Raw genomic sequence first — 25,709 nt, 5'->3', positions numbered from 1 at the left:
AGCAGGGAGGCGTGGCTTGCCAGTTCTTCGGAAAAGGAAGCCACTTCCTCGGACTCGGCTGAGTTTTGCTGCACGACCCTGTCGAGCTCCAGAATGGCGCTTTTGATCTGGTTGGAACCTACCTGCCCCCGCAGCTCCTATTCGGCGGGCAAAGATACGAGTAATGAGCAGGCCGACGACGATCATTACAAGGCCGTTACCTGCGGACCACCACTTGGTATGCGTCAGCGCCTTGTTTGCCGCGCGTTCGCCTGCCATGAATTCTTTCACGTATCCCGCGCCGACGATGACCCGGTCCCACGATTTGAAATAAATCCCCGACAGCAGAATGTTGTCCCCATCAATCCGTGTTGCCAATGTTACCGCCTTGCCGTCAGCAGCCTTGGCTTTCGCAATAAGCTGCCGATAGACAGGGGGCCCGCTTTCGTCCCTGTTATCAATAAACGTCTTGCCGGACCGTACTGTTTACGCGACGATGCTTGAGCTGGGGATGTAGGTGCTCACCGCGCGTTTGCAGTCTGCTTTGAGAATGTTTGTGGCTACACGCAAAAGGTCTCCCTGTTCGTCCATCGTCTGGAAGACAGTACAGGTCGTCCTGGTGAGCTTCATGATGGTGTCCACCAGCGGGGTGGGCACATTCGGCTGGATGTTCTGGCCGAACCATTTGGGGAGCACTGCTTCGGTTTTATCCTTGGTGATCTGGTTGACGGCCTACCAGGAGACTGTTTCGCCCGATGTCGAGAAGTACCCGCATATTGTTTTCAAGTTGATTTACCAGTGTGGCGTGTTGGGATGCCAGCAGATTTCTGGCATCGTGATTCCCAGTTCCATTTCATGGCGGGATTGCATGTCGAAATATGATGCCAATACATTGTCGACAATGGAACTTTGCCAGAACAGGATGGCGAGAATGGCCACCGTGGTCAGGCCGACCTGGGCTATGCCAAGAGTCGTCATTTAGGGGCCGATCTTCATGATATCACCTCATGTGTGATGCCGGTGATCTGGGAGTCGGCGTTTTGGTCCGGAAGCCATTTCTCCGGTATGGTTTGGCAATCGGATTGCTGTCTAGGATTCGTTCTGGAAGGTTTCTTAACTTACTTTTATAATTAGTATATTACGATATACAGGCCGTTATAAATCTATTTTTTGGGTCTCCTTGTTGTGAGGGGGTGGGCAATATAGACGTTTTCTGATAAAAAATAAATTAATAATAGATTATTATGACACAATGCGCCAACAATAGAAAAAAGCTTAAGGAGTAGCGTTGTGCTTAGGAAAATAACCATTCGGTTGAGGATGATACTGCTCATCATCGCCATTGCTTTATTTACGGTCGGTATTTTGATGGCCTTTTTGAGTGGGACAAACAATGTTGAGCAGATAGGGATCAACCATTCCAAGGACGCAATGGTTGAAGGGGAGCGGATGAAGTTGCAGGTGGCAACCCACTCCATGGCCATGTCATTGGGCGCGGCCGTAGCCTCTGTTGATGCTTTGGATGCAAAGGTTGAGATCATCAGAAAGCTCGTTGATGATATTCGATTTGAAAAAGACAACTCCGGATATTTCTTTGTTTACAACAAGACGGTGAATGTTGCTTTGCCCGCAAACAAGTCGCTTCAGGGCAAGGACTTGTCCGGATTGAAGGACAAGAACGGTATCTTCTTTGTAAAGGAACTGCATGCGAGGGCCATGGCCGGAGGTGGCTTCGTAGAGTATTTGTGGCCCAAGAAGAACATGGGTGATCAGCCAAAATTGTCTTATTCAGAGATGATTCCGGGGACCTCCATGTGGATTGGGACTGGTGTCTACCTGGATGATATTGCGGCCAAGGAAGCCGCCATCACGTTGGATATCGATACGCTTGTTTCCTCTTACGTCTGGTGGATCAGCGGTTCTATCTGCGCAATATTCTTTGTTCTTGTCCTGCCATTCTGTCTCGGTATTGTCCGCTCGATCACCCGTCCTCTGGATGAGGCCGTGGCTCTGGCCCACTTGATTGCGGATGGAGATCTGACGCAGGACATCAATACGGAATATGATGACGAACCCGGGCGTCTTGCAACCGCGCTTGCCTCCATGACCGAGCGCCTGCGGGATATCGTGGGACGAGCCAAGACCGGGGCCGAGGCCGTGTCCTCCGGTAGTGCCGAAGTCAACTCATCCGCCCAGGCACTTTCGGACGGTGCCAGCCGCCAGGCGGCTTCGGTCGAGGAAGTCTCCGCCTCCATGGAAGAGATGATGGGGCAGATCAGTCGTAATAACGACAACGCCAAGGAAACGGAGGACATGGCTACCAGCACCGCCACGGATGCCCAGGACGGTGGGGATGCAGTCCTGGACGCCGTACGTTCTATCAAGGATATTGCTGAACGTATTTCCATTATTGAGGAAATTGCCCGACAGACCAACCTGTTGGCTCTTAACGCGGCTATCGAAGCGGCGCGAGCCGGAGAAGCCGGCAAGGGGTTTGCCGTTGTGGCGGCGGAAGTCCGCAAGCTGGCTGAGCGGAGTGGGGCGGCTGCCGCTGAGATTGGTGAACTTTCCCGCTCCACGCTCGGCAAGGCGGATCAGGCTGGCAACATGCTCACCAAGATGATTCCGGATATTCACAAGACCTCCGACCTTGTGAGGGAAATATCCGCAGCTAGCTTCGAGCAGGACGCAGGGGCCAAGGAAATCAATGCCGCGGTGCAGGAGCTTGATGGCGTCATCCAGACCAACGCATCCGCCTCAGAACAGTTGGCAGCTACAGCCAAGACGCTTTTCAGTCAGGCGGAGGACCTCCGAGTCGGCATGTCTTTTTTTAACATTGGCGATGCGGCGATGGTTCGTTCGCGCCGTGTGTCGGTGGCACCTGCCGCACCGGCCTCGATTCCATCCGGCCCGTCAGCAGTCAAAAAGCCACTGCCGCCAACCGGGAAAAACGGCGGCGGACTGGATCTCGATATGGACGACGACGAATTCGAATCGTTTTAGTTCATCGATATCGCAAAGTTAAAGTATAGAAATCAGGGAGTTCGGCCACTTAGTGGCCGGGCTCCTTTTTGTTTGGGAACCGGGCAGCTCAAAGGGAGGATGCGAGGACAAAGTGTTTTCTTAACACAACCATGACAATTCCGACACCGAATCTGCATGTTGAAGCGCTAGGTTGACGCAGCTTTTTTCAACATCAACCAAGAGGTTTTGGAATTGAAGTACTTGTCTAAACTGATGGCCATGCTCCTTTTGATGGCCCTGGTGTTTCCGGCCGTTTCCTTTGCTGACGTCAGCCTGGTAGGGTCCGGTGCCAGCTTCCCGGCTCCCCTGTATACCACCTGGTTCAAAACTTTCAGTCGTGAAAATTCCGGCGTGCAGGTCAGCTACCAGTCCAAGGGGAGCGGCGCGGGAATCAGGGACTTTCAAAACCACGTCGTCGACTTTGGTGCCAGCGATGCAGCCATGAGCCCCGAAGAAATCTCCAAGGTCTCCGAGGGAGTGCAGCTGCTGCCCATGACTGCGGGTGAAATTGTTCTTACCTACAACCTGGACGGTGTGAAGAGCCTGAAACTTCCCCGTGATGTCTATTCCAACATTTTCCTGGGCAAGGTCACCAAGTGGAATGACCCCGCCATCGTCAAGGCCAACCCCGGCGTGAAGATGCCGGACGAAAACATCGTTGTCGTCGCCCGTGCCGATAGCTCCGGAACCACCTTTAACTTCACCAACCACCTGTGTGCCGTGAACAAGGAGTTCAAGGACAAGGTTGGTCATGGAAAGACGGTTGACTGGCCTCTCGGTCAGAACCTGATTAAGGCCCCCAAGAACGATGGTGTTGCCGCTGCCATCAAGCAGACTCCCGGCGCCATTGGTTACGTCGAGTATGGTTACGCCCAGATGGCCCAACTGACCATGGCATCCGTGCAGAACAAGGCAGGCAAGTTCGTTGCTCCCGGTCTGGCCGGTGGCCAAGCTGCTCTGGCCAGCGCCGTGCTTCCCGCTAACATGATCGTGTTCATCACCGATCCTGCAGGTGCCGATTCCTACCCCATGGTCACCTACACCTGGATGCTTTTCTACAAGAGCTACAAGGACCAGGAGAAGGTGCAGTGGATCCACAAGCTCATTGATTACTGCCTGTACAAGGGCCAGGCCATCTCCGACAAGGCCGGCTACATCCCCATGCCCAAGAGCGTCGTGGAGAAGGTTGCCGCGGCTGCCAAGAACATCAAGTAGGTTCGGCTGCTACAGCCAAACCAAAGGCAGATAATGATGGGCTCTCAAAAAGAGACCTCCGAGAAGTGGGGCGATAGCTATGCTACGCCCCCTTCTTTCGGGGATGTGGTTTTTGACAGAGTTTTCCGGGGTGTGGCCTTTGCCTTCACCGTGCTGACAATCCTCTTGCTGGTCTATATCTTTTACGAGATTGGCGGCAAGGCGTTGCCTGCGGTCAAGGAATACGGCTTGAGTCTGCTTTCCTCTGCGAATTGGAACGCGAACCAGAAGGTTTACGGCATCCTGCCGGAGATATGGGGAACGCTTTACAGCTCGTTTCTTGCCCTGGCGATCGGTGGTGTTTTCGGTGTCGCCATCGCTATCTTTCTTACTCAGGACTTCCTTCCCCACAAGGTGGAACTCGTCCTTAAGAACATCATCGAGATGCTGGCGGCCATTCCCAGCGTTGTCTACGGATTGTGGGGTATCTATGTCCTGATCCCCATCATCCGCCCCCTGGCTGATTTTCTGCATACGTATCTGGGATGGATTCCGTTCTTCGGGACCAAGCTCAACGGTCCCGGGCTGTTCCCTGCCGCGCTGGTGCTGTCGATCATGATTCTGCCCACGGTGGCGGCCGTCTCCCAGGATGCATTCCGGGCCATTCCGTACAAAACCAAGGAAGCGGTCTACGGAATGGGAACCACCAAGTGGGAGGCCATCCTGCGCGTTATGCTGCCCACCGCTTCAGGCGGCATCTTCGGCGCGCTGGTCCTCGGCTTTGGCCGCGCACTGGGCGAGACAATGGCTCTGGCCATGCTGGTCGGCAACTCGAACCAGATATCTCTCTCACTCTTTTCTCCGGCCAATACACTGGCTGCGCTTCTGGCGCTCAACTTCCCGGAGGCTGGGCCGATGGAAGTCCAGGTGCTCATGTTCGCGGCGGTTGTCCTTCTGGTGATTACCCTGGCGGTCAACGTCATTGGGCAGCTCATCATCAACTTCACCCGTCCGGGGGGATCAAGATGACCGCGGAAACCAAGCAATCCGGCAATGAACTTCGCAAACCGAGTTTCGAGAAGAATCCATATGAACGGCGGGCGCTCCAGTCCTATGTGTTGAGCACCATAACGGTGGTCATGGCGCTGCTGGCGTGCTTCCCGCTCTTTTCCGTCATCATCATGTTGCTGTATCGGGGCGGGCAGCGACTCGCGCTTGAGGTGTTCTACACGTTGCCGCCCACGGCTTTCGAGACCGGCGGCGGCTTCGGCAACGCCATTCTGGGTACGCTGTTCATGGTCGGCCTGGCCGCATTGATCAGTATTCCCTTCGGCATCCTGGCCGCGCTTTTCTTGGCCGAGCTGGGACCCCATCGCAAGTTGTCCCAGGCTGCCCGGTTTTGTGCCAAGACATTGACCGGCCTGCCGTCCATTCTGGCCGGTGTGTTCGCATACGCATCCGTTGTTCTCGTCATGGGGCATTACTCAGCATGGGCAGGCGGTATCGCGCTTTCACTGTTGATGATCCCCATCGTCATGCTGACGGCCGAGGAAGCCATCAAGATGGTGCCCAGAGGAATGCGGGAAGCAGCCTACGGCATGGGATGCACTCCGGCCCAGGCCATGATTAAGGTCTCGCTGCCCGTGGCCATGCCCGGCATCATCACCGGTGTTTTCCTGGCTGTTGCCCGAGCCGCCGGAGAAACCGCGCCGTTGCTCTTTACGGCCCTGTTCAGCGATTACTGGCTGGAAGCCAACCAGCCGACTGCCTCGCTCGCCGTTCTCATCTACAACTATTCGGGCAGCCCCTTTGCCAACCTGATTGAGCTGGCCTGGAGCGCATCTCTGGTCCTCGTGTTGATCGTCCTGGTGTTGAACATAGCCAGCCGGGCCATCAGCCAGCGCAAGAAGTAACCACCGATTCATTACTATAATGGAGTTGCAAAACATTATGGATACCGTCGCCAATACGGCCGAAATTAACTCCGGGGCCGCCTGCCCGGAGAGTGATATTATTCTGAACTGCAAGGTGGATCAGATCCATTATGGCGATTTTCTTGCGGTGCGCGACAGCGTTGTGCCCATTTGCCGCAAGGAGATTACAGGGTTCATCGGACCTTCCGGCTGCGGTAAAAGCACCGTGCTGCGTAGCATAAACCGCATGAATGACCTGATCCGTGGTTTCCGTTTTGATGGCAGCGTGGATTATCACGGCATCGACATGTATGGACCGAAAGTCGACCCCGTTGTGGTCCGTCGCCACATCGGTATGGTCTTCCAGCAGCCCAACCCGTTCGCCCTCAGCATCTTTGAGAATGTCGCCTTCGGCCTCCGGCTCAACCGGTTCAAGGGCAACATGATGGAAAAGGTCGAGAAGGCGCTGCGCGGGGCCGCCCTGTGGGATGAGGTCAAGGATATCCTCAAGCGGAGCGGTCTGTCGCTTTCCGGCGGTCAGCAGCAGCGGCTCTGCATTGCGCGGGCCATTGCAACCGAACCGAGCGTTCTGCTCATGGACGAACCGTGTTCCGCTCTCGACCCCATCGCGACCCGGCAGATTGAGGAGTTGATGATTCGGCTCAAGGAAAAATATACGCTCGTCATCGTGACCCATAACATGCAGCAGGCCTTGCGCGTTGCCGATCAGACAGCCTTTTTCTCCGTGGATATCTCACAGGGCGGTCGCACCGGCCATCTTGTTGAGATGGGACCGACCAAGCAGCTCTTCGAGGACCCTCGTGAAAATCTTACGCGGGAATACCTCAAGGGTGAATTCAGTTGATGCGGATCGCATAAGAAAGACAATGCGGAGCGGGGCGTTAGGGCGTTTCGCTCTGCTGATTTTTTAAGATCGGTCTGTTGGTGATGGACGGCACTTTTGAATGCGGAAAAGTGATTGGCTATTCCTTGAAACACATTGTTATATCACCGTTATTCGGGGCGAGGAATGAGTAAGCGGTATCAGCTGAGACTGGATCTGATCGAAGCTTCCCTGCGCGATGTTCAGGTCAATTTTGAGCGAATCAACGGAACGCTCAAAATGCGCCGTGAGCCCATTGCCGAAGTTATCATCAAGAACATGATGTCCGGGTATGCCTATCTGAACGAGCTGTTGCTCAACAAGGTCAATCTGGTACGGGATGAGTACAAGCACCATGCCTTGGAGCTGAATCAGGTCGTGCTTTGCGGAACTGACGACTCGGTCCGCTATGAGTTTGCCGGGCACATGCGCGAGACGGCGATTCGTTTCTATAATCAGAGTGAGTGCAACATCTCAAAGATCGTGAAGTGGAACAAAAAACACAAATCATACTCCGCCTGGGAGCGGGCGGCGCGCACTTATACTTACATGCTGAGTCGCCCTCAGCTTTTTTTTGAGGGAAATCATCGAACCGGGGCTTTGATAATGAGCGCCATCCTTGCCCATGACGGCCTGCCGCCATTCGTACTGACAACAGAAAACGCCATTGCCTACTTTGATCCGTCAACGTTGGCCAAGCTGACGGAGAAGAGTTTCTTCACCAAGCTGTACAAGCTGCCGACGATCACCAAAAACTTCACCAAATTTCTCAAGAATCAGGCTGACAAACGTTTTCTGCAAACTATCAAGGTCTGAGCAACACGATTGGTTTCTAGCCATGGCGTATCGAACGGGTCGAACTATCGGCCCGTTTTTTTATCTGAGTAAGAAGTAATAATCACGCGTCGTGCAAGCTGGGAGTTTCAAGGTTGGCGGGTTTGAATTCGTGACTTGCTGGCGTGCTGGCGCTGTACTATATTCATTATGAGGAAGGATTTGTTTTCCATATTCGTAATGGGGTCCGCGCGGATGAATAGAGTATGCGTCATACTTTGGGTCTTGCTAATAGTCTTTTGCGGCAGTGCGGCAGCGCCTGCCCAGGAAGTCGTAATCCCGTTCGATCATTATCCACCCTGGCGCTTTACGGATGCCCGGGGGGATATAGAAGGCATTGATATTCAGCTTGCGCGGACATTGCTGGAAAATGTCGGACTTCCTGCCCGATTTGTTGAAGTACCGTGGAAACGATGCCTGGCGATGCTGGAGTCAGGGGAGGGCGATCTCTTGAATGGGGTCCTGTGGAGCAAAAGCCGAGAGAAATATATGTATTTCCTCCAACCGCCATACAAGAATAGAACGGTTAAAGCGGTATATGTTCGCAAGGGCGGTACAATAGTGGACAAATACGAGGACCTGCACGGGCTTGTTATCGGCACCACCTTGGGGGCCAAGTATTTCCCGCAGTTTGACAAGGATGTAACGCTCACAAAGGACGTGGTAAAGCACGACCTGATCAATCTGCGCAAGCTCCTCGCAGGTCACATTGACTGCTTCATTGCAACCGAGGAAACCGGTGACTATCTCATTCGGGAAAATAAGGTTGGCGATCTGGTCGTAAAGGCGAAGTTCAAACATGAAGAGCCAACAAAGGTGTACTTTACCATTTCCCGCAAATCCTGGCTGATGGACCACGTGCCGGAACTCTCCAGATCCCTTTCCCGGATGATTGAAAATGGCTCGGTCGAGCGGATTATCGGTGAGTATTTGAGAGGTCTGTGATGAAAGGCCTTTTCGGTAATAGGCATAGAGCAAGTTCAATGTAGTTTGCTGTTAACCTTGGGCTCCTGGTAAAAATGATTCAAAAGAAGGGCAGAGCGCTTTCCTGCTCGGAAAAGCGCTCTGCAGCTATTCGGGTGTCCCTTTAATCCGTGATCGTTAGCTCCCTCTAAGGGAGCTTTTTTGCTAGGAAGCTATTTTGCAACTCCCGCCCCAATTGACATCATTGGATACGATGCTTCCTTCCTTGAGGTTATTCGCGGCGACTGTGCAGCACTCGACCCATGGGGCGCCGTCTGATTTCGGTTGCAGGAGGAATAGCTCATGGGTGCTATCAATTTTCAGGCTGACCGAAGCGGGGGCGGTCGCGGATCCGGCCGGAATATCGGCCAGTGATACCTGTTGCTGTACGGCTTTGAGACTGACGGAAGCATAGTTGTTTATGGTTATAGTAACCGTCGGATTCAAGGATGGGGTAGGCAGGAGCGGCGGGTTGAAGTTTGACGGAGCTGGACTCGGGCTTGGAACCGGGGCCGGTGGTGGTAATGAACTGAAGTAGTTTCGATTTGATCTGACAGTTCCTCTTGAAATTAGAGAGGTTCTCCCTTTTGATGGAAATGTTGAACACCATCAAATTCTCGGCGTGTGCGGCATCGAGCACACGAAAACGAAGGCCAGACATCCGCAAACCAATGGCATCTGCGAACGCTTTCACAAGACCATCCACAATGAGTTTTATCAGGTCGCATTTCGGCGACCCCTCTATACTTCATTGGATTCTTTGCAGGCTGATCTTGACGCATGGATTGACGAGTACAACACGGAGCGGACGCATCAAGGGAAAATGTGTTGCGGGAGGTCCGGGATTAGAGAGGAAACGTCGCAAAGTTTCAATGCCTCAATTGGCCTTGGTCACTGCAAGCAACGGCACCACAACCCTCAAAATCCCCCAGCCCGAAAGGGTTTCAATGCCTCAATTGGCCTTGGTCACTGCAAGTCATAACCAGGTTATCGAGCAGTCTGCCTCCGCTTGAGTTTCAATGCCTCAATTGGCCTTGGTCACTGCAAGATTAGGCCGCTCCTTGCGGGTCAAGCCAGACAAAACCAGTTTCAATGCCTCAATTGGCCTTGGTCACTGCAAGTTTCGCATGGCAGGCTCAACCCGGCGCAACCTTTGGGTTTCAATGCCTCAATTGGCCTTGGTCACTGCAAGAGTACCTCTCTGGAACCCGCGTGGCAAGGGCGTTCCCAGGGCCGCTTCCGTGGGTGACTGGAAATGGGCCGTTCTGCACTCCACCAAAGCACATTTTTACCCTCTTAAATTACCCCGCAACCCGCATGGTTGAGCGATCCCGTGAGTGATTTTCAAGATAGTTTTTAGTAACCATTTTGAATCATGGGGGAAATCTACAAAAAAACTTGTTTTTGGCCTGCCATGCAATCATCCGCGCAATAGGATGAAATGAATATTGCAATGATCTAAATTTAAATGATAATGAACGCTTCTCCATAAATGCTTGGGTTTTCCTCTCCCAGCTCAACCGACTTGGCAAAACAATCAGTACAGAGCCGGTACAGCCTGATGTTGCCTTCAGGAGAGTCTTTCAAAATATGCTTGAGTGCGACAAGCAGGTTTTTCATTTCCTTCGCATCCATGCGGCATTCAAATACGGATTTTTGCACCCTCTGGCCTACATTTTTCAGAGCTCTTGCAACCCGTAAACGAACATCGTCCTCTTCTATGTCGTATACCACCAGATGCATCATCTCTGAATCCTCATGGGGGTATAAGTCGCAGTCCCTTTTAGAATTGTTTCGCGCAGTCGAACAGCTTGTTGGTCCATACATGCCCGGTATGTGATTTTTTCGCCGTCCGGGCCTTTGAATGTGGTCAACAGCCGTGTCTCAAAAGCTGATATGAATCGCTTGCAAAAAGCATTGTCCATGATGATGGACTGTTTCCCGTCCCTGATCCCGGCTGTAAAGTGCTCCAGCCGGGCTTCACGGCGGTGGACCTTGGAAAGCACCAGTCCGTCAACCAGATGGCGGAATTCTTCCTGAACATCCGAAGCAAGGGCATGATGCGTTCCGCGCATTTGATGGTACACGCCTATGCGCGGATTGAATCCGGCTATTTGTAAGGCTGTGGACACATGATTATGCAACAGGGTGTATCCAAAGGAGAGCATGGCATTGATCGGATCAGGCGGCGGCCGTTTCTCTCGGCCCTGGAAAGCCCATTCGGTGGGGAAAGCCCGTCGTATTGCCAGAAAATAGAGCGTGGCGCCGCTTCCTTCTATGCCTCGCAGTTCGTCCAGGTGGGTTGCATTTTCACACATTCTCGCCTTCGCTCGCAGGCGAGCGGCCTCGTCATCGGGCCCGACAAGTTTGAAACGGACAAGCGTTCCAGCCTGATTGAAAAGTTTTCCAGCGACTATGGCCCGTGAAAGAACCAGCCGTCTGTCCTCGTCTTCCTGCAGCCGAGCCTGAGCCATCCAAAGTTTCCAGTCTGGTTTGTCCTGGTCAATGGCCAAGTTCAATGCTCCGCTTCTGCGGCAAAAAAAGGTGGGAACCCCGGCTTGGTGCATGCCCAGCAAACCGGGCAGGCTCAGACGAGGTCTGCCTATGAATACGGTGTGTGATAGTGCATTGAGCGGAATGGTTTGAGGGCTTCCCTTCAGTGGACGAATTTCAAGAGCATTTCCCGACTTGGTTACTTCCACTTCCGGGTCCAGGATGTACAGAGGCAGCTTTTTTTCGTCCGGCTGGACATCAGATGCGATACTTCGTTCCGGTACTGGATTGTCCTCAGTTGTGCGATCCTGAGGCGCGGAAACAGGCGACTGAGACGTGGCGGAACCGTGGTGTGCAAGATCCATGAGCCGCTGCATGGGAACCTGGGCCAGCCAGGAACAGGTAGGGAATTTGATGGGGGCGGAAGTTTCGTTCGAATTGTTGGCGATGCTGTCTTTTTGCTTTTCCAGCACCAGGGAACGGCAGAATAAGAAACCTAAATAAGTGAAGCCATGGTCGATGTCGCGGATTCCGGTTTTGTCCGGATGCAGCGACAGGCCGAGCTTGTGCAGGGCTTGTGCCGATTTGTTCCAGGCTGCCTTGGCTGCGTCCATGTCACGGCACAGCACAACGAAATCATCGGCATAACGCACCAGTCGGAAGTCCGCGCCCAGCAATTCTTCATCAAATTCATCCAAATATAAATTAGCCAGCAGGGGCGATACGGACGAGCCTTGTGGAAGGCCACAGCTTCTTTCGATCCGTCGGTCATCAAACATCACAGGAGCGGTGGTCCAAAGCTTGAGCAATCTGACCACAGGATCGAACGGAAAAAACGCATCGAGTTTGGCGAACAGTCGGTCCCACGGAACCGAGTCGAAGAAGCAAGTGATGTCCGCGTCCAACACGTAGCGGAATCCTTCCCTGTATGCCCGGTTAATGGCATTTGCTGCGCCTCGGCGTGATAAGCCCTTGCGGTAGGCATAGCTGCAGTCTTCAAGCAGGGTGTCTACTGTCGGAGAGAGCGTGGCGTAAACCGCCCGTTGGGTTATGCGGTCGGGCACGGTGGGGATGGCCAAAGGACGAAGCCCCCCGCTGGCCTTGGGGATGAGCACCCCCTGCAAGGCGGATGGCGTATAGTTCCCTGCCAGGACTGCCGAGCGGATGTCTTGCAATTGGGCGTTGTCCTGAAAGTCTGCGGGTGACTGGGAGTCTAGGCTTGTGGCGTCGGAGCTTTCCAGAACATGGTGTACGGCTTCGTGGAGCACGGGCATGTCCATGGCTTGGTCCAGAATGGAGCGTGTGGGGCGAAATGGATCGTCCTGGCGTGTGTAGCCTTCCTCAATGACGTATCTGCCCAGGCCGAAGGCCAGGCTTTCACCGAGGTGCAGGTACTGCCCCATCACTAATAGGGGCAGCCATTGCTCGGGAACATTGGCCAACACCACGTAGCCCATTGCGCCCAGGTGGGGTTTGGCATGTTCGAGCGACTTTCCCTGGCCTCGTTTCAGTGGGGCGTCCAGCCAGTACAGGCGGTTTTCCTTGATCTGTGCCGAGATGGCATCCTCAGGCATGGAAGGCTTTTCGAACCTTGCGTCTTGTCCTGAAATCGCGTGTGCCGCCTTGAGTACCTTGCTCAGACGTGCGTGTAACCGTTGTAAGAAATAGTCGGCCGGGAAGCAGTCGCCATCCAGATGGGTGCGAAGGGGGGTCTGTAGTCTGTCCGGGCGCTTGATGCGAAGCGGAGTGAGAAAACGGAGCGTCAATCGGGGAGCCTGGCTCAGGGCATGACATTGAGCCTGTAAGTCTGGAAAGGGTGTCTGTTCAAAGGATATGAGGTCGAAGTTGCCTTCCAGCGTTGGCCGTGTGCCGGTGCGCAATGGGAGTTGGCCAATGCGCTGGAGTTCGTGTCGAACACCTTCGGCAAGTTCGGGTTGGTTTCCGGTAAAAGTGAGGCCGAATCCATACTCCTGTCCGGCCTGAAATATGGATTGTCCTGACTCAAAGGGAACGGGAACAATGCACGGCCCCAGGTGATGGGTTTTCAGGGCATGCAGAACAAGACCTCGTACCACGCCGCCATGGAAAAAATGGAAATGTCTGGGCTGGTGAAGTTTCAGTTTGATATGGAAACGTTGCCAGGAGATGTCCATGATGGCTCCGACGTGGTTGCTGTTGGTGCTGTGAAGGTCTGCTATTGCAGTGCGCCTTGCGAACAAACACAACTCGTTTATACATTGCCTGATACACTATGCAAAAGAGGTCTTTTGATGCAATCGAAATATGATACACAGTGCGATAAGGGTTTGCCGAGAGTGGGGCGAGAACAAATTGCCTGAAGGTGTTGATAGAGATTTTTAATAAGTAAAAATAATTGGTTGTCGTTTTTTTGGTGGCTATTTGCGTGGGTGATTTCGTGGGAGGGCAAAAACGAGTGTTCTTCTGTGTTTTTCCCCATGATTCAAGATGGTTCCTAAAATATAACGGAAAAATCACTCACGGGATCGCTCAACCATGCGGGTTGCGGGGTAACTTATGAAGGTAAAAATGCGCGTTGGAGGAGTGCAGAACGGCACATTTCCAGTCACCCACGGAAACAGCCCTGGGAGCGCCCTTGCCACGCGGGTTCCAGAGAGGTACTCTTGCAGTGAGCAAAGCCAATTGAGGCATTGAAACCAGTTATTGATAAGTTTTCAAAAGAGTAACAAATAGAGCTTGCAGTGAGCAAAGCCAATTGAGGCATTGAAACGCATTGTTCAGCGACGGCTGATGATATCCCTGTACAGAAGGCTTGCAGTGAGCAAAGCCAATTGAGGCATTGAAACCCAAAGGTATCCAAGAATCATTCCCACTATGAATACAACTTGCAGTGAGCAAAGCCAATTGAGGCATTGAAACTTTGTAATCCTTCTTGGGTATCTGAATGGTAGGAATATCTTGCAGTGAGCAAAGCCAATTGAGGCATTGAAACAGATTCGGCAGCGTGTAGCTTCGATTGTTTTCCTCATTTGCTTGCAGTGACCAAAGCCAATTGAGGCATTGAAACGCGTAGTCGTCGTAACGAACTCCTTCGTAGCCCTTGACTTGCAGTGAGCAAAGCCAATTGAGGCATTGAAACGTATCCTTTGGGTCATTTCCATTGATGCCGGCATCGCTTGCAGTGAGCAAAGCCAATTGAGGCATTGAAACAAAATCACACCAAGAATGATAAGACATTCTACTATTCTACCTTGCAGTGAGCAAAGCCAATTGAGGTATTGAAACCCAAACATATTAGTTACATTAGATGTATTCAATTTAGGAACTTGCAGTGACAAAAGCCAATTGAGGCATTGAAACTTGCGGGCCATGTTCAGGACCATATTCTCCCTGGAAACTTGCAGTGAGCAAAGCCAATTGAGGCATTGAAACGAAGTTCCTCCTGTTACATTGTTTTGTTAAGAGTTAACTTGCAGTGAGCAAAGCCAATTGAGGCATTGAAACGGACATGTGCTGAGCGATCTGGAGGCCGGTGTTCGTACCTTGCAGTGAGCAAAGCCAATTGAGGCATTGAAACATCTTGTGCTTGTGACCGTCCGTCTGGTTGCCCATCTCTTGCAGTGACCAAAGCCAATTGAGGCATTGTAAAGTCAAAGTACCCCCGGCAAAGGCAGGGGCTTTAAGCACCGCCTAAAGGCGGACTTCCCGTTGCCTATTCGCTTGTCTTCCTGCTCTTGTTCACGGATGTATTCGCGATCCACCTTTTCATCCTTGCCAACGGTTGGAACAAAACACCCGCGTGGTCAGAAACCCTGATCGGCAATGAACATGTTTCCATGCTCTTTGCCTAAACGCTCTTCCGGAATTTCGCTTTCACGCTGTTGCGCCGGCTTATGGAAGGCTTCTCCCAAGTATATTCGAATCTGACTGAATAGGACCTTGCGGCTACCAGGACCTGGAGTTTTTTAACTCAGAATCATGGGAATCCATGAGTCGAAGTGTGCTCTGACCGTATGCCCAATTTTTCTTGCGTGAAAAAACTCCCCAATGTATAAGTACATGAATAATATTAGCGAATGGTGGTATAAGAGTGTGGGTGCGCAGATGGGGTTGGAGGGGCATATGAAAAAGGGTTCTGTTCTTAATGCCAAGTATAGAATTGTGACTCCAATGTTCTGTGCAGGAGCGCAACAAGACTGCGCAGAACTCAAGGCAACTTCATTTTTGGGAGCACTTGGATTCTGGTGGAGAGCTTTGGCTTGGCATCAACTGGATCATTCGCCGGGCGTTAGCGAATCAGAAAGGATGAAAGACCTGCGCAATCGGGAATCGAAAATCTTTGGATCGGCAGCAGATGGTGTGAGGGCCTTTCTCCCCACAATCGAGTATTCCTCTTTGCGTACTACATCAAAGTTGTCGGTAACTGGCAAACCTGGCGCACAATATCTTGCGTACGGAGCTACTCGCCGTCCGTACATCAACGAGAATCAGACCTTCACCTTGAAACTCCGATTTCGTCGGGAAGTTGATGATTCTATCGTTGCGGCTCTCAAATTATTGGGGCTCTTGGGCGGACTGGGAAGCCGATCACGCAAGGGATACGGTAGCCTTACTCTTGAAGAGCTCAAACATGACGGCAAGATAATATGGGATCGCCCGACCTCATATCAAGAATTGAAGAATGAGCTGCAAGGTCTGCTTGGCAGCACATTGTCGTGTGCTGGATTACCTCTGTATTCTGCCTTTTCCGCGCGCGCAAGAGTTGACCACCTTGAAGATGACGCAGACCCGCTGGTGCTTTTGGATTTTGTCGGGCTGGCCATGCTCAGATACAGAAGCGCAGGGGTGAGTGGGATTGTTCAAGGAAGAAAATCTGAGCGTAATTTTGAACTTGACCATGACTGGTGCAAAGATCCTGCTAGATGCCCTGTGGATTTTCATCCTGAACGTGTCGTATTTGGTTTGCCGCACAAGTATTATGACAGGGAAACGGAGACAAAGCCGTCGTGTAAGCCGGAAAAGAATGACCGTCGGGCAAGTCCACTCATATTCCATATTCATGAGTTTGGTTCGGGAAACTATTGTGCTCTTTCCACGTTGCTTGAGAGTGATTTCCTGCCTCGGGAGGAAAAAATCAATGCAGCCGGAAAGCTTGTGCCACAGAAGGCGGAGTATAAGATAATCCGCGATTTCTTGACCCATAGCGGGACAGATGTAAAACCCGCCTATTTTCCCAACAGGGTGCCCATTCTCCCCTAATTCACACAAGGACTCGATATGAGTATGTATCATTTCTCCCTCGGCCCGGTGCAGGAGTTCGTTGCCCAGGCGCGGCGCACACGGGACTTATGGGCTGGCTCATTCCTCCTTTCTTTTCTTACCGGCAAGGCCATGTGCAGCGTCCTGGCGAATGGGGGCCGGATACTCTTTCCGGATGTGCAAAACGATAACCTCATCAAAGCCATCAGCACCAAACAGGGAACGCCTTTTATTGGTTCATTGCCCAATCGATTTGTGGCGGAGCTCCCGGCAAAATATCTTGAGGCCCCGGAACAGGCCGTTCGTTCAGCCTGGAAGCAAATTGCGGATGCCGTCTGGAAGCGTTTTGTGGAGCCAGTACAGACTGGCGGCAAGGATACCAAGGCTATCTGGGATCGGCAGGTCGGCAATTTCTGGGAAATATATTGGTGTGAAGGCGCAGAAGGCGCACTGAATGCACGTAAGGCCTGGCGCAGTCCCTCCGTTCTTTCCGAAGAGGGGGAGCAATGCGTCATCATGGCGGGTTGGCAGGAAATTTCCGGCTATTTTCGGGCGCAAAACCGCAAGCAGCAAGATGCCTTTTGGGGTAGCATCAGAAATAGCCCCGGTCAGGGTGAGCACGATCTTCGAGCCGATGAGCGCCTTTGTTCCATCGCCCTTATCAAACGGCTCTTTCCTCGTGTGGCCCAAGAAGCCATCGGTTGGGAAGTGAACGTAATGAACTGGCCGTCCACAGCCTACATGGCCGCGTTGCCCTTTATGATTGAGTCGCACACGCACCCTGCAACGGAAGAGTATCTCTCCCATTTGCGTTCTGAAAATCTCGGAAGGATCTTCGGCGAATATTCCAATAGGGTTTCTGCTTTTCAGGATATGCACGGGGAGCGGTTCTGCAATCTCGACGGTGATCTGCTTTTTGAAGCGCCCATTCTCAACGGCAAGGATCGGGTTGAGTTGGGAGACGTGGGTTCCGATAAGCGAGACAGCATCCACAAGGCGTTGAAGGCGCTCTACGATGCGGTTGGCGACACGCCGACTCCCCATTATGCCTTACTGGTAATGGATGGGGATCGCATGGGGAAGATGCTGCGAGCCTTGCCGGAAGAGCGGGCGGAGATCTCACTGGCATTGCAGAGCTTCACGCAAAAAGTGAATGGAATTCTTGAGGAGTTTAATGGAGTCGCGGTGTATGCTGGTGGCGACGATGTGCTCGCGATGCTTCCTAAAGACAAAGCCTTTGCTGCGGCCCAGGAGCTCCGCAACGCCTACGCTAAGACATTTCCCGAATCCGGTTTTCCCTTCGACCGATTCACCATATCCGCCGCGATTGTGTTCGCGCATTTCAATACCCCGCTTTTGGAGGTGCTCCACAAAGCGCATGTCATGCTTGATGAACGCGCCAAGGAGTTCACGGGGCGGGATGCCGTTGCAGTCTGTGTGCTCAAGGGAGAAGGAGAACATGCTGTCTGGAGCGGGAAATGGGAGCATTTCTCCCATCTGGACACACTTTGTACGGAGATGAACCGTACCGAAACTATTGACCGCAATGTGTCGTCGTCCTTCCTTTTTCGTGTGATTGAGACACTGCATCTTCTTAGTTCGAACGCCTCGACAAAACCAGGTACCCCGTATCCTATGCTCGAGGATCTGGAATTCAGGAAAATTTTTGTGGCCGATTATCTCAAAGCGCGCGACCACTGGCCCGACCGTGGTGACACTGAGGGAAGCGCACATGCCGCCAAGCTTGAGGAAGCCACGAAATTTGTGGATTACATGTTCAAGGCCTGCGTCCCGTATGGCGATAGCAGTTTTCTTCCGGACGGCCTGATGATCGCTCGCTTTTTCACCGCTTCTGGGGAACGCATATCCACGGGAGGTGAATAATGCATTGGATAGCTCTGGAGCAGATAGATTCCTGGTTTTTCCGTACCGGGCGGCCCATGCACCTTGGCGAGACGCCCGTCACCAAGACCGAAAGTGCTTTTCCTCCCCAGGCTCACACGGTTGTAGGGGCATTGCGTGCCTCGCTGGCCCGGAGCAATGGCTGGTCCGGAAGGAGCAAATGGACTCAGGATATCCAAGACGTGCTTGGATCAGAACAAAACTTGGGCAAGCTGCAATTCATGGGGCCTTTTTTATGTCTGGAAAACCAACCAGTCTTCCCCGTGCCCCGGCATTTGCTTGGTAGACTGCAGGACCTCGGCAACGGCCAGGAACCAGTATGGAACCCCGCAGCATTGCTTGCCCCAGGCGCTCCGGTTCGTTGTGATCTTGCTGCTGGGCCGGTTTGTTTGCCGCAACCCGTAAAATGTATGCCAAATGAAAATCTGGATGAGCTGAAGAATATTCCCGATGCCTATGTGACGCTTGCGGGCATGGACGCCATTCTTAGAGGGCAATTGCCAGCACCCGAAACCATTCTTCCGGCGTCGACAATCTGGCTTCCTGAAAGTCGGATCGGCATTCAACGCCAACCCAAAGAGCGGACAACCGGGGCTGATGGCCTGTTCAGCACCGTGCATATACGTTTACGCAAAGACGTGCATATGTGCATGGGGGTGGCCGGAGTGCCGCAAGAGTGGATCGTCCCGAGTGGGTTCATACCCTTTGGCGGGGAAGGACGAGTGGCCGCATTGAGTGATGTGCAAGAGATTCCTTTACCGCAACATGTTCGGCCTGCAGATGGTTCCTCTATCGCCCTGGTTTTTCTCACTCCGGTTGACTTTGCCGATGCTCCGCTTGAACCGGGAAAATCACTGCCGGGCACAGAAGGGCTCACGCTTGTCAGCGCCTGTCTGGATCGTCCTCTCAAGTTGGGGGGGTGGTGCTCCATCAAGCACCAGCCTCTTGCTCTTCGTCCTCTTTTGCCTGCTGGCAGTGTACTGTTCTGTACGGCAGAAAGTCGCAACTTGGATTCCATTCTATTGGATACGGCCATTCGTTTGGGGCAGCGCACAGAATATGGATTCGGGCTTGCCGCCATTGGTGTCTGGCCCACAAAGGAGGCACATTCGTGAAAACTACTATCCTCGGCCTTTTAGCCGAAACATTCATTCATCCAGGAGCAGAGAGCACATCCGGGGGAGCCATTGACAAGCCCGTCAACCGTGAAGCGAGTACCCAGTACCCCTATGTCCCAGGGTCGGGGGTTAAGGGGGCCTTGCGCGAGAAAGCTCGGACAACTTGGGGCGTTGCGGACGATGATCCCAAGGTGACTGTTTGCTTTGGAGAACCGGACAAAGCCGGACTTATTCTCCCCTTCGATGCCAAGTTGCTTCTTCTTCCGGTTCGCAGTTTGAATAGTCAGTATAGGTGGCTTACGTGTCCGCTGCTTTTGGAGCGGTACCTGCGTGATCTCAAGTTTTGTGGTCAAACGGCCCCTTTTGAATTGCCCACGGTGGGTAAGCATTCGGTCCTGAGTTTCGGGGAGGGTTCCCTTTTTTTGGAAGAGCAAATGTTTTCTCTAGTCGGTTCCGCGCCCGCGGATGTGTGCCGCGCTCTTCGTCAACTCATTCCACATGGCACCACAGAGCAACGCCTCGATACTCAACTTTGCATCCTGCACAATGAGGATTTCCAGTGGTTCGCGTCCTACGGTCTGCCCGTCACTGCTCGGAACTGCCTGGACAACGACACCAAGCAGAGCAAGAACCTTTGGTACGAGGAAAGCCTCCCGCCGGACAGTCTGTTTTACTGCCTGATTGCGGAACGGGAAGAAGTGGAGAAAACGGGGCTGGAAACCTTGTTTACAGAGCATCCCTATTTGCGTTTGGGTGGTAACGAGACCGTGGGGCAAGGTTGGTTTGCCGTGGCCATGCGACAGCCAGAGGAACTGTGTGGGCGTCCAGGAGGCAATAGGGATGAGTAACAGAACACTGGAACAGCGCAGGGCCGCATTTGCACTGAGACAAATTACAAGTCACGCTGATTCGTCCGACTATGGAAATTATGCGGGTAGAGTCAAAAGCTTTCCCGCGATCGCTCTGGCCAACGGGCTTGGTCAAGCTTTGGCTTCGCTTCTGGCCAAGTCCGACTCAGACAAAGGCTGCAAGCTTCTGTATGAAGATTTGCGTCTTTGGATGTGCGAGGAGAATGAGGTCTCTTCGCCGTATTTTGGGACGACAGATCTTCTTGAGGCTCTAACTAACCGAAGCCAGGACCAATATATTCAGGCGCAAGTGGAGTTGCTCGGTCTGAGCATCTGGCTGAAGAAATTCACGCAGGCATATCTTTCGGCGGAGGGGGATTGAGTCATGTGTAGCCTTCCGCTCTATCTTGATACAACCCAGCCGTTTCCAAGGCGTCGGCCCAACGTGTGCAATGCCGGTCTCTGGTATAACAAGTTTTGTAATCTTTGGCCGGACAAAGATTGGAACAGAGGCCTAGGAACGCAAAAGATCGAATGGATCAAGACGGTCTCTAATGGGGCAATCGGTGAACGTGTACTCATCACGGAAATGCTCAAGCGGCAAGAGGCTCTGGTTAAGCATCATGAAGGCTTGTGTATCCAGTGTAACACCAGCAAATCCTTTGTTACTGGAATGGGGCTGGACCATCCGATAGAGAATGGTTTTGCCTGGCACTATCAGCTCGGTGTGCCGTATTTGCCGGGTAGTGGAGTGAAGGGGGCCATCAAGTCCTGGGCTCGGGAATGGACAGGCACAAAGGCTGAAGTCATCCAGGAGATATTTGGCGACCCCGGAGAAGGAAGCATTATTTTTTTAGATATGATTCCGCGAGGTCCAGTGTATCTAAAGCCGGAATGCATGACCCCTCATTATGCGCCATACCATCAGAAGGAGGACGTCCCCGGTGATTGGCACGCCCCGGTGCCCATACCGTTTCTCGCCGTTGCTGCCGGACAGGGGTTCCAGTTTGGCGTGCTGCCTACTAGCAGGACATCCAAAGAGCATATGAAAATGGTTGAGGCTTGGATCAACGAAGCTCTTCCAGAACAGGGGCTCGGTGCCAAAACATCGTCCGACTATGGGAAGCTTTCAGTAGTTTCTGTCTCTTTCGAAGACTGGTTTGATGGGCAGAACTTTCCGAGGCGAACCCCTGTGCCGTATGATTGGATCGCGGAGGAGCTTGGTAAACTATCGGGGAGCCAACGATCGAGAGCCATCGCTCATGTAAGAAACTCCGCCATCATGGAGGCCATTGCGAAAACCATGAAGAAAAAGAAAAAGACGGGCAAGGAGTTCAAGTTGGGGGATATTCTTAACGGCGCAGGTTGAGTGCTGTGTGGAGTGCTGGTTCATAATTGTTCGGTCAATACCGTACAAAAGCATAAGGTAAATCGTACAGCCACATAGTTACGCAAATTAGGAGATGCAATGACAACGTTTAATTTAGTCGCAGGGATAGCCAGTATTGTTGGGGCGCTGTTTTCACTGTTTGCCGGAATTCAGTCCGGGAGGGCGTATCGCATGTTGGCGAAAGAAAGGCGTAGGCTGAAAGCGTCCATACAGGTTGTATTGCAGCATGGCTCCGAAACAATTAAGTTGCCTGTCGATATACGCAGGGGGGATTTTTCAAGAGCGGAGGTTCTTGGGAGGATTGGCATGATACCTACTGTTGATGGCGAAAGATTTCAATTGCAGTATTTAAATACGCCGACATTTCTTATGCAGATCGACAATATATTGAAAGAATCTAATGATGGTGTGTTGACTATTCCCTGCACAGAACAAGAATTTGTGCGATTTGTGAAACAGTCGTGACAGGATGATAGAGATGGGTGCGGTTTTTTGGACCACTGAGCGACGATTTTATGGTGGCAAGCCAAAGCATTCATGCTGGACCCAAGGGGCTTTTGAGTCGGCTTGGGCTCTATGGAGCAGAGACAGGCATCCTGCTCATTTTGCAAAGTAATTCGGGCACGACTGACCCTACGCATTCGACGGCTTTGAGCTTAGTTCAGGCGACAACTAACCTTTTGGGTTTGGAACCGACAATAGATCATTTGGTTGTGATGATGATCATAGGCGATATGGCACATGAAATAGGGGAGGCATTTATTGAAACTGAGAAGGATGTGATAAATCTTTCTGTAGATACCTTGGCTTAAATCCACAAGTAAATGGTCAAAAAAAGAATTACGTTGGGTTAGCGTTTTGCGCCTGCCAATCTTTCTACCAGTTTGTTCGCTCTCAGATGGCTATATCGCGCTAGCATTTGCATTGACTTATGGCCAGAGATCATTTTGATCTCCATGGTGTCCAAGTCTGTATTCTCAAATAAACGTGATATGGCCTCGTGCCTTAGGTCATGGAATCGAAGGTCCTCTATTTCTGCGGAGTTAACGGCCCGTCTCATATGGCCAGTAATCTGGTCAGCTGAAAGCTCGAAAACTGAGCCTTGGATTTGTCTGGGCAGTCCCTTGAGAATATCAATGGCTGTCGGAGAGAGTGGGATAGTTCTTTCTTCAAAGTTCTTGGTTTCAGCAAGGTAGAGAGAGGAGTTCTTCAAATCAACGCCAGCCCAATCAAGGCCGGCAATCTCAGCTCGCCTCATTGTGGTCTCTAGGGCGAAAAGGATGATCGGCTTGAGTTTGTCAGAAGCATGTTCAAGCAATTTTTCCTCTTCTCCATCTTCTAGGCGCCGGGTTCGATTTTGGCCCGTTTTGGGCTTGTGAGCTAATTGGGTGGGGTAGGGACTCCATGTCCCAGTCTCTACGCGCAATCTCAAAGAGCTTCGAAAGAAGAGCCAAATCTAGGCGGATGGTGTTGCCAACAACTCCTTCGGCTTCGCGTTCTTTAATAAAGGCCGCAATTTCTTTGCCGCGGATCCGGGCCAAGTAGAGTCTGCCGATGTCTCTATCTTTAATTGCATTGGCTCTGTCTGTTTCCCGTTTTGAGTGTTTTAGCCAAATTTTGATATACTCGTCGATGTAGCGCTCAATGGCTTCGGCCAGAGTGGTTCCTTCTGCTGCTTCCCTGGATACGAAAATACCTTTATCCATTTCGGACTCAATATCTCGCGCCCATTTATCGGCGTCGCCTTTGCGCTTGAAAGATTTGCTGAGAGGCTTGTGTCCTTTGCGCCTGACGCGAGCGACATAGCGGACTTCATTCTTGCCCTTGCTGCTTTTGAATTCTTTCTTCCAGATCGTGGCTATTTTGATTCCTTTCGGGTGACATTTTAAACCACGGTGTCACTGTGTTGTCAATTTGATGGTAAAAGAAAAAGAGTTTATGAGATTTCTCTCAAAAACTCTTTTAATTTTTGGTACCTGGGGCGGGATTTGAACCCGCACGCTCCGGAGAGCAAGGGATTTTAAGTCCCTGGTGTCTACCAATTCCACCACCCAGGCGTGGGATGACTTGGTTAGCCGCTTGGGAGCGGCTCGTCAATGTGTTTTGCGGTTTGTTGTCCTGTTTGGTTATTTCAACGCCTCAAGATAATTGCGGTAGAGCCGGGGGCTGACGCGGGAGTACTGGTCGAAGTCCGAGACGATCTCCAGGCCGGGGATGATGGCACGGACTACCGGTATGTTCAAGTCGGCGCGGGTCAGGTCGGCATAGGCGGGCTGGTAGCCGTTGGCCGCAAGGGTTGCTTCCAGAACCATGAGGTCGCCTTCGGCGCTTCCGGTGGAGAGGTCGGGGAGGTCCTCCAGCCTGCGGGTTGCCAGCCCCTCGGGCGCGGGGGCGCTGGCCGGGCCGGGATAGGGGTAGGCCGTCTCGGTCATGGCGGAAAGAACCGCGCGTTTGGCGTTCAGGGAACAACCCCCGCCCTTGTTGACGTCGCCATGGCGTCCGAGGACGATGGATTTGTAGCAGGGAATCCCCAGCTCAGTGGTGACATCCTCAAACCAGACGTCGATTCCGTCTTCCTGATAGTTATGAAGCAGGGGGCCGATAAACGGATCACTGGTTTCAAGACGGAAACAGCGGCGCGGATCAAAGGGGATGGTCGCGTCGGCGTCTCTCTCAATAACTTCGGTCAGGGCCGCGACTTTGGCCTCGGCCATGGTATTGCCGGATGCCAGGCCCGTGGACCCCAGTGCCGAGAAGAGGTTCTGCTCGTCCAGGTTGCAGAACAGAAATACGAATTGCGCCGGGATGAGAATCGGTTCCGTACCACCATTGCCGTCCGGGGTGTGACCTTCGAACCAGTGCAGCTTTTGTCCTGCGTAGGGGACTTCCAGCCGCACCTTGCCGATATCGAGGTGCGCGGCTGTGAGTTCGTCTGCGGAGGCACAGGTAAGCGGATACTCGTTGACGTAGCCGAGGACCCCTTTGGGCCCGAATGAGGCGTAGGAAGAAAAGCGTTCGGCCATTTCCATGGCGCAGGATGTGTCGGCCTGGGTGCGGGAAAGGCCTCGGCCATAGCTGGTCTGAATCCCCTGTAGGGAGTTGGAGAGGCGGCCGTTTACGCTTCGGGTTTTGACCATCCAATGTCGGAGACTGGCGATGGGCGAGAGGGAAGCCTTGTGCGCCATGACCGGGCCGAGGAAGGCGTCCGCCTTGTCCAGTGCCGTGAAGGCGCGGTCCAGTGTTTCTTCCAAGGAACAGCGTTCCTTGGCAGGGGGAAGCTTGCCTTCAAGATCACCCCTTACTTTGACCGCCGGTGTGGCCTCGTTTTTCGGGAGGGATGCCTCGTCAAAAAGTGGTTCAATCCCCATGGCCTCCGGGTGAACGAGCGGTTCCAGGGAAAAGAGGTTCTCCTCGAACATGCGAATCCAGCGGTTGTGGGCCTCCTGATCCGGCAGCAGGCGGGAGCGGATGTGGATGGCCGGGGTATGATCGTTCAGCGCTTCCACATTCAGGCCGTCGAAGAGGGGCAGGAGTTGGCGCTGGCGTTCGTGGCATAGGCAGGCCTCGTACATGACGGCTGTCAGAACGGGATCGGACGCGCCGTTGTCCCGCATTACTTCCTGGATGAGTTTCTTGAGCTTGCGGGTTCTGAAGTCCTTGAAGCCCTGGAGCACGAACTCGTGCATGTAATCATCGTATGGATGACGGCGGAGATGATCGGTCATCTCGTTGAAGCTCAGGTTCGGTTCGGGCAGTGCCGCGAACATGCCCACGCCGAAGTCGGTATTCATCATTTGCAGCTTGTAGCGCATGGTCTCCCTCTGGTTTCCCTCTTCATTTTTATCCGATTCCCCAGTAAGAAATATGGAGCCGGGGAACCCGGCGCTACGCTATGGCATAACATCGTTGAACACAAGGTTCGGTTTCCCT

At 52.8% G+C, this 25,709-nt stretch carries 24 protein-coding genes, 1 tRNA gene, 1 pseudogene and 2 CRISPR repeat arrays; of the genes and pseudogenes, 17 read left to right on the top strand and 9 right to left on the bottom strand.

Annotated features, from left to right (window positions below):
- Positions 1-465 precede the first annotated feature (465 nt).
- Positions 466-675: a Cache 3/Cache 2 fusion domain-containing protein gene (locus tag ACI0FG_RS09045; protein ID WP_419788210.1), complete on the bottom strand. Its 210-nt coding sequence runs from the start codon at positions 673-675 to the stop codon at positions 466-468.
- Positions 676-771: 96 nt separating this feature from the next.
- Entirely contained in the window at positions 772-957 is a 186-nt protein-coding gene (locus ACI0FG_RS09040) for a hypothetical protein (RefSeq protein ID WP_419788209.1), read from the bottom strand.
- Between the two features lie 342 nt (positions 958-1,299).
- Here ACI0FG_RS09040 and ACI0FG_RS09035 point away from each other — a divergent pair, with 342 nt between their 5' ends.
- From ACI0FG_RS09035 to ACI0FG_RS09005, 7 genes are all read left to right on the top strand, one after another.
- Positions 1,300-2,982, top strand: coding sequence for a methyl-accepting chemotaxis protein (locus ACI0FG_RS09035; RefSeq protein ID WP_419788208.1), 1,683 nt, complete (start codon positions 1,300-1,302; stop codon positions 2,980-2,982).
- Between the two features lie 222 nt (positions 2,983-3,204).
- Positions 3,205-4,218, top strand: a complete 1,014-nt coding sequence (gene pstS, locus ACI0FG_RS09030) for a phosphate ABC transporter substrate-binding protein PstS (protein WP_419788207.1) — start codon at positions 3,205-3,207, stop codon at positions 4,216-4,218.
- Positions 4,219-4,323: 105 nt separating this feature from the next.
- The gene (pstC, locus tag ACI0FG_RS09025) at positions 4,324-5,226 is read left to right on the top strand and encodes a phosphate ABC transporter permease subunit PstC (RefSeq protein ID WP_419788206.1); all 903 of its coding nucleotides are present in this window, start codon (positions 4,324-4,326) and stop codon (positions 5,224-5,226) included.
- On the top strand, positions 5,223-6,110 hold the full coding sequence (gene pstA, locus ACI0FG_RS09020) for a phosphate ABC transporter permease PstA (RefSeq protein ID WP_419788205.1): 888 nt from the start codon (positions 5,223-5,225) through the stop codon (positions 6,108-6,110). Before pstC ends, pstA begins: the two co-directional genes overlap by 4 nt.
- A gap of 37 nt (positions 6,111-6,147) precedes the next feature.
- The gene (gene pstB / locus ACI0FG_RS09015; protein WP_419788204.1) at positions 6,148-6,975 is read left to right on the top strand and encodes a phosphate ABC transporter ATP-binding protein PstB; all 828 of its coding nucleotides are present in this window, start codon (positions 6,148-6,150) and stop codon (positions 6,973-6,975) included.
- A 165-nt stretch (positions 6,976-7,140) separates the two neighbouring features.
- A complete protein-coding gene (locus ACI0FG_RS09010) occupies positions 7,141-7,809 on the top strand; it encodes a hypothetical protein (RefSeq protein ID WP_419788203.1) in 669 nt (222 codons plus the stop codon).
- 180 nt (positions 7,810-7,989) lie between these two features.
- Positions 7,990-8,772 (top strand): substrate-binding periplasmic protein, encoded by a 783-nt coding sequence (locus ACI0FG_RS09005; protein WP_419788202.1) that lies wholly within the window; start codon positions 7,990-7,992, stop codon positions 8,770-8,772.
- Positions 8,773-9,103: 331 nt separating this feature from the next.
- Here ACI0FG_RS09005 and ACI0FG_RS09000 read toward each other — a convergent pair whose 3' ends face one another.
- Entirely contained in the window at positions 9,104-9,484 is a 381-nt protein-coding gene (locus ACI0FG_RS09000) for a hypothetical protein (protein WP_419788201.1), read from the bottom strand.
- On the opposite strand from ACI0FG_RS09000, the pseudogene ACI0FG_RS08995 reads away from it, so the two are divergent.
- Positions 9,383-9,631, top strand: a pseudogene (locus ACI0FG_RS08995) (integrase core domain-containing protein); the annotation flags it as partial. The gene ACI0FG_RS09000 and the pseudogene ACI0FG_RS08995 sit on opposite strands and share 102 nt — an antisense overlap.
- Positions 9,632-9,656: 25 nt before the next feature.
- Positions 9,657-9,982: direct repeats of the CRISPR family, unit length 35 nt; unit sequence GTTTCAATGCCTCAATTGGCCTTGGTCACTGCAAG.
- Positions 9,983-10,254: 272 nt separating this feature from the next.
- Here ACI0FG_RS08995 and cas2 read toward each other — a convergent pair.
- Both cas2 and cas1 read right to left on the bottom strand, forming a co-directional pair.
- On the bottom strand, positions 10,255-10,536 hold the full coding sequence (gene cas2 / locus ACI0FG_RS08990; protein WP_419788200.1) for a CRISPR-associated endonuclease Cas2: 282 nt from the start codon (positions 10,534-10,536) through the stop codon (positions 10,255-10,257).
- On the bottom strand, positions 10,533-13,049 hold the full coding sequence (cas1, locus tag ACI0FG_RS08985) for a CRISPR-associated endonuclease Cas1 (RefSeq protein ID WP_419788199.1): 2,517 nt from the start codon (positions 13,047-13,049) through the stop codon (positions 10,533-10,535). The genes cas2 and cas1 overlap by 4 nt, the downstream gene beginning before the upstream one ends.
- Before the next feature lie 285 nt (positions 13,050-13,334).
- On the opposite strand from cas1, the gene ACI0FG_RS08980 reads away from it, so the two are divergent.
- The 9 genes from ACI0FG_RS08980 (at position 13,335) to ACI0FG_RS08940 (ending at position 22,591) form a co-directional block, all read left to right on the top strand.
- Positions 13,335-13,622, top strand: coding sequence for a hypothetical protein (locus ACI0FG_RS08980; protein ID WP_419788198.1), 288 nt, complete (start codon positions 13,335-13,337; stop codon positions 13,620-13,622).
- 302 nt (positions 13,623-13,924) lie between these two features.
- Positions 13,925-14,911: direct repeats of the CRISPR family, unit length 35 nt; unit sequence CTTGCAGTGAGCAAAGCCAATTGAGGCATTGAAAC.
- A 473-nt stretch (positions 14,912-15,384) separates the two neighbouring features.
- Positions 15,385-16,521, top strand: a complete 1,137-nt coding sequence (gene cmr1 / locus ACI0FG_RS08975; RefSeq protein WP_419788197.1) for a type III-B CRISPR module RAMP protein Cmr1 — start codon at positions 15,385-15,387, stop codon at positions 16,519-16,521.
- 18 nt (positions 16,522-16,539) lie between these two features.
- Entirely contained in the window at positions 16,540-18,405 is a 1,866-nt protein-coding gene (gene cas10 / locus ACI0FG_RS08970) for a type III-B CRISPR-associated protein Cas10/Cmr2 (protein ID WP_419788196.1), read from the top strand.
- Positions 18,405-19,538, top strand: coding sequence for a type III-B CRISPR module-associated Cmr3 family protein (locus ACI0FG_RS08965; RefSeq protein WP_419788195.1), 1,134 nt, complete (start codon positions 18,405-18,407; stop codon positions 19,536-19,538). The genes cas10 and ACI0FG_RS08965 overlap by 1 nt, the downstream gene beginning before the upstream one ends.
- Positions 19,535-20,389: a type III-B CRISPR module RAMP protein Cmr4 gene (gene cmr4 / locus ACI0FG_RS08960; RefSeq protein WP_419788194.1), complete on the top strand. Its 855-nt coding sequence runs from the start codon at positions 19,535-19,537 to the stop codon at positions 20,387-20,389. Before ACI0FG_RS08965 ends, cmr4 begins: the two co-directional genes overlap by 4 nt.
- The gene (cmr5, locus tag ACI0FG_RS08955) at positions 20,382-20,771 is read left to right on the top strand and encodes a type III-B CRISPR module-associated protein Cmr5 (protein WP_419788193.1); all 390 of its coding nucleotides are present in this window, start codon (positions 20,382-20,384) and stop codon (positions 20,769-20,771) included. Before cmr4 ends, cmr5 begins: the two co-directional genes overlap by 8 nt.
- 3 nt (positions 20,772-20,774) lie before the next feature.
- On the top strand, positions 20,775-21,758 hold the full coding sequence (cmr6, locus tag ACI0FG_RS08950; protein WP_419788192.1) for a type III-B CRISPR module RAMP protein Cmr6: 984 nt from the start codon (positions 20,775-20,777) through the stop codon (positions 21,756-21,758).
- A 99-nt stretch (positions 21,759-21,857) separates the two neighbouring features.
- Positions 21,858-22,244 carry a hypothetical protein gene (locus ACI0FG_RS08945; protein WP_419788191.1) on the top strand — a complete coding sequence of 129 codons (387 nt, stop codon included), beginning with the start codon at positions 21,858-21,860 and terminating at the stop codon, positions 22,242-22,244.
- A 17-nt stretch (positions 22,245-22,261) separates the two neighbouring features.
- Complete coding sequence (locus tag ACI0FG_RS08940) at positions 22,262-22,591, top strand: hypothetical protein (RefSeq protein WP_419788190.1); 330 nt, start codon at positions 22,262-22,264, stop codon at positions 22,589-22,591.
- Between the two features lie 38 nt (positions 22,592-22,629).
- Here the strand turns inward: ACI0FG_RS08940 and ACI0FG_RS08935 are convergent, their stop codons facing one another.
- The 4 genes from ACI0FG_RS08935 to ACI0FG_RS08920 form a co-directional block, all read right to left on the bottom strand.
- A complete protein-coding gene (locus ACI0FG_RS08935) occupies positions 22,630-23,097 on the bottom strand; it encodes a site-specific integrase (RefSeq protein WP_419788189.1) in 468 nt (155 codons plus the stop codon).
- Positions 23,090-23,485, bottom strand: a complete 396-nt coding sequence (locus tag ACI0FG_RS08930) for a hypothetical protein (protein WP_419788188.1) — start codon at positions 23,483-23,485, stop codon at positions 23,090-23,092. Before ACI0FG_RS08930 ends, ACI0FG_RS08935 begins: the two co-directional genes overlap by 8 nt.
- Before the next feature lie 264 nt (positions 23,486-23,749).
- Positions 23,750-23,836: transfer RNA gene (locus ACI0FG_RS08925), tRNA-Leu, on the bottom strand.
- Positions 23,837-23,905: 69 nt separating this feature from the next.
- Positions 23,906-25,591 (bottom strand): YcaO-like family protein, encoded by a 1,686-nt coding sequence (locus ACI0FG_RS08920; RefSeq protein ID WP_419788187.1) that lies wholly within the window; start codon positions 25,589-25,591, stop codon positions 23,906-23,908.
- Between the last annotated feature and the right edge of the window lie 118 nt (positions 25,592-25,709).

Origin of the sequence: Pseudodesulfovibrio sp. 7M6, from assembly GCF_050058625.1 — a bacterium.
In the GTDB taxonomy this organism is placed as follows: domain Bacteria; phylum Desulfobacterota; class Desulfovibrionia; order Desulfovibrionales; family Desulfovibrionaceae; genus Pseudodesulfovibrio; species Pseudodesulfovibrio salinus.
This window is presented reverse-complemented; position numbering and strand designations above follow the sequence as displayed.